Source organism: Flavobacterium sp. ACAM 123 (assembly GCF_000264055.1).
In the GTDB taxonomy this organism is placed as follows: Bacteria; Bacteroidota; Bacteroidia; order Flavobacteriales; family Flavobacteriaceae; genus Flavobacterium.
Genome location: NZ_AJXL01000152.1, coordinates 1 through 6,204, shown reverse-complemented (window position 1 = coordinate 6,204; position 6,204 = coordinate 1). Strand labels below are relative to the sequence as shown.

Annotated in this window: 1 protein-coding gene; it reads left to right on the top strand. The window is 35.8% G+C overall.

What is annotated here, in order from left to right:
* Nucleotides 1-6,156 (top strand): LamG-like jellyroll fold domain-containing protein (locus tag A3SG_RS20275; RefSeq protein ID WP_035664531.1); only part of this gene is annotated, 6,156 nt, incomplete at its 5' end.
* Between the last annotated feature and the right edge of the window lie 48 nt (nucleotides 6,157-6,204).

Genomic DNA, 6,204 nt, shown 5'->3' with positions numbered 1-6,204 from the left:
ATAGAGTGCACAGCAAGTATTGCTCCTACTGCAACCAACGGTCCAGCAACGGCTACTGATAATTGTGATTCTACACCTACAATTGGATATTCTGATGCTATTGTCAATGGAACTGGAAATAATAAAGTAATCACTAGAACATGGACTGCAACGGATGACAACTCGAATGTTCAGTCCTATTTACAAACTATTACTGTAGTAGATTCAACAAAACCTATTTTAACACCTGAAACCAATCAAAATGTAATCCTTAACGCTAGTTGCATTGCAACAATTCCAAACCTTGTCGATGGATCTACTGCAGTAGATAACTGTTCCGGAGTTACAATTACGCAAAGCCCTGTAGCGGGAACTACTCAAGCTGTGGTTCACAACGGAACTATAAACGTGACCGTTACGGCAACCGATGCCAATGGAAATGCCGATTCTAAAATTGTAGAACTTACTGCAAAAGACACGAACAAGCCAATTTTAACAGCCGGAACCAATCAATCTGCCAATACCGACACTGGACTTTGTAATGCTTCAGTGGCAGTAACAGACGCCTCATTTTCTGACAACTGTAGTGGTTCTTATATTTCCTATACTCTTAGTGGCGCTACAATAAAAGTTGCAACCTTGGGTCAAGTAGGAACTTATATCTTTAATAAAGGAATAACAACCATCAACTATAATGTAAAAGATGTAGCTGGTAATGTTACAATTGGATCTAAAACAGTCACAGTAACCGATAACATTCCACCAATTATAACATCATGCCCTGTAAATAAAATAGCTTATACCAATGCAAATGGTACTGGAGACTGTACTACAACGGTAAACCTTGGTTCTCCTGCAGCAACTGATAATTGCGGAATTGCCTCTATTATTGCTAAAATTGGCAGCACCGTCATAAACCCTGCTACGCACTTATTCACTACTGGTGATACGACTGTGACTTGGGTTGCAACTGATAATGCAGGATTAACTGCCGTTTGTAACCAAATAGTAACAGTTATAGATAATGAAAATCCGACTATAAGTTGTCCTAGTGATCAAAATGTCTTCTTTGATGTTTTTTGTGAGTTTATGCTTCCAGATTATACAACTTATGCTACTACTTCTGACAATTGCGACACTAATCTAACCATTACACAAAATCCCGTAGCAGGCACCTTAATTTCTGGAATAACAACTATAACATTAACGGCAAAAGATTATTCTAATGGAACAACTACCTGTACTTTCAAAGTTATTCCTACAGACAACATTGCACCTATAGCAGTCTGTAAAAACTATACTGCTTACTTGACTGCAAATGGTACTGTAACGGTAGCTGCTTCCAATTTAAATAATGGCTCTTCGGATAATTGTGGAATTGTAAACACGACAATATCTCCAAACTCATTTAACTGTGCCGATATCGGAACAAAATCAGTAACATTTACAGTCTATGATAACAATGGAAACAGTGATAGCTGCCAAGCAGAAATCACAATAGTTGACAATACCCCACCCAAAATGATTTGCAAAAATCACGTTGTGGTAATAGATGCAATAACAAGAGTAGCTACAATAAAACCTTCAGATGTAGATAATGGTTCTAATGATGCTTGTGGAATAGCCTATTTAACGGTTTCTCCTAATCAATTTCCAGATTCACCAAATGTATACACAGCTACCACTGTATTAACAGCATATGATGTTCATGGTAATTCAAGTAGTTGTACCGCAACAGTTACTGTAGAACCATCAAAAAATAAATTTACTTACTTAACAGGACAAATTATCAACCCTATTCCAGACAATCAACAACCTCCAAGTGCTCTTATTGAAGCAACAGCTTGTCCAGGAGGAGTAACAGTACCTAAAGATGTACATTTTACAATACAAGGAATAGATGGTTATAACTTACAAGCTTCACAAGTAATAAATTGGGAATACTCAAATAATAATGGAGAAACATGGACGATCATACCGAACACAGCAGAGTTATTAGCATATACATTACCAGGATTACTTAGTGATACATTTGTTAGACTTAAAATCGAAGATGCGAATGACTCAACTCTAATCAAAACATCTGCTGAGGCTTATGTAAGATTCTTACCTCCAGACGAACCGCCAATAATTGTTAGTCATACGCCTTTAGATATTTGTTTAGGTGACTCAGTAACCGTAGTTGCAGAAAGCTTTTTTGATCAACCTGAAGGCCAATTTGGGAAAGGTGGTAAATTTAATTATGCGCAACCTGACGGATGGCGAGTAGATGGAACAGATGGTTATTTTCCAGCTAGTGGTAATAATAATGAACAACCCACTTGGAAAGAAACAAATTCAAACAGTAATCCAAATACCACTTTTAGTGGAATCAATTATGACACTTCTGATAATACTAAATTTGCTATTGCACATGCAGCAGCTTACGGTCAAACAACAACTTTAGAGACTCCAGTGTTTAGTACCATAGGTATGAACTCTAGTGAAGCGATTTTAACATTCTATTCAGCTTATTATTTTTGTAATGATGGTTACGGAAAAATTGAATTATCATTTGATGCCGGAAATACTTATAGTACAACTCTGAACACTATACAAAATGATATTCTGACAGCTGGACATACTACTGGAGTTCAAGCATATAAGGGGAATGGAAATCAATGTAGTACTAATCAATACCCTGTCGCTGATCCATTTAGATTTACATCGCTAAACTTAGGACCATATACCGGACTTGCTGGATTGCGTATTCGATTTACATTTTACTCAGGGCAAGCATGTTCTGGTGTAACTTTTCCGAGACATTCTTCTAACACTTGTAATCAAGATCAAACTTTCAATGTAGGAAGTGGCTGGACTATTGATGATGTTGGTTTTAATTTTGCTGGAGTAGATGATGAATTAGAATGGACAGATGAAAATGGTACTGTGATAGCCAAAGGTACGACAGCAGCTGTAACACCAATTACTCCTGGAGTCAGAGAATATGGAGTAACAACGTTAGTTAATGGTTGTAGAACGAATAATAATGATGGTACTAATTTTGTAAATATAAATACAAGTTTAGCATATGCAGGGGAAGACTACATGCCTCTTGCAAGTAATTGTGGTGAAAACACTTTAAAATTAAACGCTTATGATAATAGAATAACAGCAGTATCTAATTATAGTAAGGGAGCTTGGAGAAACAACCTTTACACTGTACCAAATACCGCTGTAGGTGATAAAGACTATCAGGGTACTGGTGTTACAGGAGCATGGTCTAAAATCAACTCTAGTTCTACTTCATGTGGAAACTCTGCTACTTTTTCTAGCACAACAGACCCTAATGCAATTTTTACTGCTGACCCCGGGACTTACACCTTAAGATGGACCCTTGTAAACGGATGTTATGATGACGTAGATGTTAAAATTATAGATTGTAAAACTGTCAATTTTGATGGGGTTAATGACTATGTAACTTTTAAAAACAATTATAATTTAAATAGCAATTTTAGTATCGAAGTATGGGCTAAGCCAAATTCAGTAAGTAATACTAGTACTGTGTTTTCTCGAAAAAACGCAGTAATCAACTCAAATGGATATGATTTAAGCATTGTTAATGGTCAAGTAAAATTTAATTGGTACAATGGTACTGGCAATGGATCAGTTACTTCAGGTGCCTATACAATCAATACAAGTAGATGGTATCATTTAGCCGTTACTTTTAATAGTTCAACTTATAAACTTTATGTCGATGGTTTAGAAGTAGGATCTGGAAATGGCTCTGCACCTGCCCTAACAGAAAGTAATATTGAGGCACTTTTAGGTGCAATGCATCAAACTTCACCAAGTTTACCTACAAATTATTTCAATGGTTGGATTGATGAATTAAAAATATGGAATAAGGCTTTGTCAGTAGAAAATATTCGACAAATGATGAATCAAGAAATTATTGCTTCAGGACCAGATGTAGGTGGTGTTGTTATACCTACAAAAATTTATGGAACAGATAATGACGTAGACGGTATAGAAGACGTTGCGTTAGTATGGAATGACCTTTTAGGTTACTATCGCATGAACGTTCTTTGTGGTGATCTAACGGCTTATAAAGGTGTAAGTGGTAGACTTTGTAATATAACTACTAGTGAGGAACAAACAGCTCCTATTCCATATACTACTAGAGTGTCAAATCAAACTTGGGATACAGATAACACATGGACAAATTATGACGTTTGGGACGTGCCTAATAGTCTAGGTATAAACAACCTACCAATTGACTGGAACATCGTTAAAACAAACCATAAAGTGACATCAAACACAAGAGACCTTACACTTCTTGGTCTCATAGTTGTGTCTAATGAATTAATTATTACAAATAGTACTGGAAATCAAGATGAGACCAATGATGGACAAGGATTATGGGTAACCCATTATTTAAAATTAGATGGTATGATTGATTTGGTTGGAGAGTCACAACTCCTTCAAAAAAGATATGGATATTATGATGCTGCTGACACTAAATTTGACAATTATATTACGACACAATTTAGCGAAAGTGTTTTTGCCGAAACTAGTTCAGGATATATAGAACGTGATCAACAAGGAAAACAGAATAGTTACAACTATAATTATTGGTCTTCACCGGTGAGTATAATTAATCCAACTGCTAATAACTTAGATTATTCTGTTTCTGCAGTTTTAAGAGATGGACTAGATTCGTCAAACCCAAAACCAATAGATTTTGGTAATGGTGCCTATTTTGCTGACGGGGGGTTAACAAGTCCGATAAAAATAAGCAATAGGTGGATCTGGTCTTATAGCTCATTAACACCAGACAATAATACCAATTGGCAGAATTACTATCAATGGCAGTACAAAGCAAACACCGGATTAATAGGTGCCGCTGAAGGATTTACTATGAAAGGATCCGGAGGTGACTATCCAATAGAAACATTACAAAATTATGTTTTTACTGGTAAACCAAACTCAGGAACTATATCCTTATTTTTAGCGATAGATCAAACCTATTTAGTTGGTAACCCTTATCCATCGGCTCTTGATGCAAATGAGTTTATAAAAGACAATTTGAAAGATTGCGATGGTTGTAGAGGAGCTGCAAATGCTTTTGGTGGTGTACTCTATTTCTGGGATCATTTTGGCCTGTCAAAAAATCATATTTTAGCTCAATATGAAGGAGGCTATGCCGCCTATACTTTAATGGGAGGTATTGAAGCTATTTCTGCTAACGACCCTTTGACTGCAAACACAGGTAAACTAGGAACAAATAAACCAAAACGCTATATACCTGTAGCCCAAGGCTTCTTTATTGATGCTGCAGTTTACACAGACAGAACCGGTACGGCAATATCTACTTCAGTAGATGGAGGATCTGTTATATTTAAAAATAGTCAACGTGCACTTAAAAGAGAAACCTCCGGAAGCTCTCAATTTATGAAAACAAGTGGTTCCAAAAAATCAAAAATAACAGCTCCTGAATCAGTAGTCGACTCCCGACAAAAAATCAGATTGGGCTTTGACTCCACTATTGGCAGCCATAGACAGTTATTAGTTGGAGTAGATAGTAACTCGACCAATGGATTTGACATCGGCTATGATGCTCCAATGTTTGGCATGAATGCCAATGACATGTATTTGGATATCAATAACCATCCTTTTATGATTGAAGCAGTCCCTGATTTCAATAGTAACCAAATAATCCCATTGGGGATTGTAGTAGACAAAGAAGGATCTATAACCATAAAAATTGATGCCTTGGAAAATATACCTTCAAGCACTGAAATTTATTTACAAGACACCTTGGAGCAAGTTTATCATAATCTTCGAGAAAGTGAATTCAAAATTTCATTAGCGGTCGGCGAGTACAACAAACGTTTCTTTTTACGATTTACTGGAAAAACACTTAGTCATAATGAAGAACCTAAAATAGAAAACGGTATTACTATTTTTTATGCTGACAATAATGACGCATTAGTTATTAAAAATAATATCATGAATTTGTTAGTGAATGAAGTTTCTCTTTTCAATATATTAGGTCAGACTATTGCAAATTGGGAAATTGAAAATAAAAATCAGACCAAAATTGTACTACCAGTTAAAAACTTAAGCGCTGGAGTTTATATAGTAAAAATGAAGACCACAAATGGCCAATTAAGTAAAAAAATAATTATTCCTTAACTTGAAAAAAAACATAGAAAAGAAAAAAACTGTCTGAAAAGGCAGTTT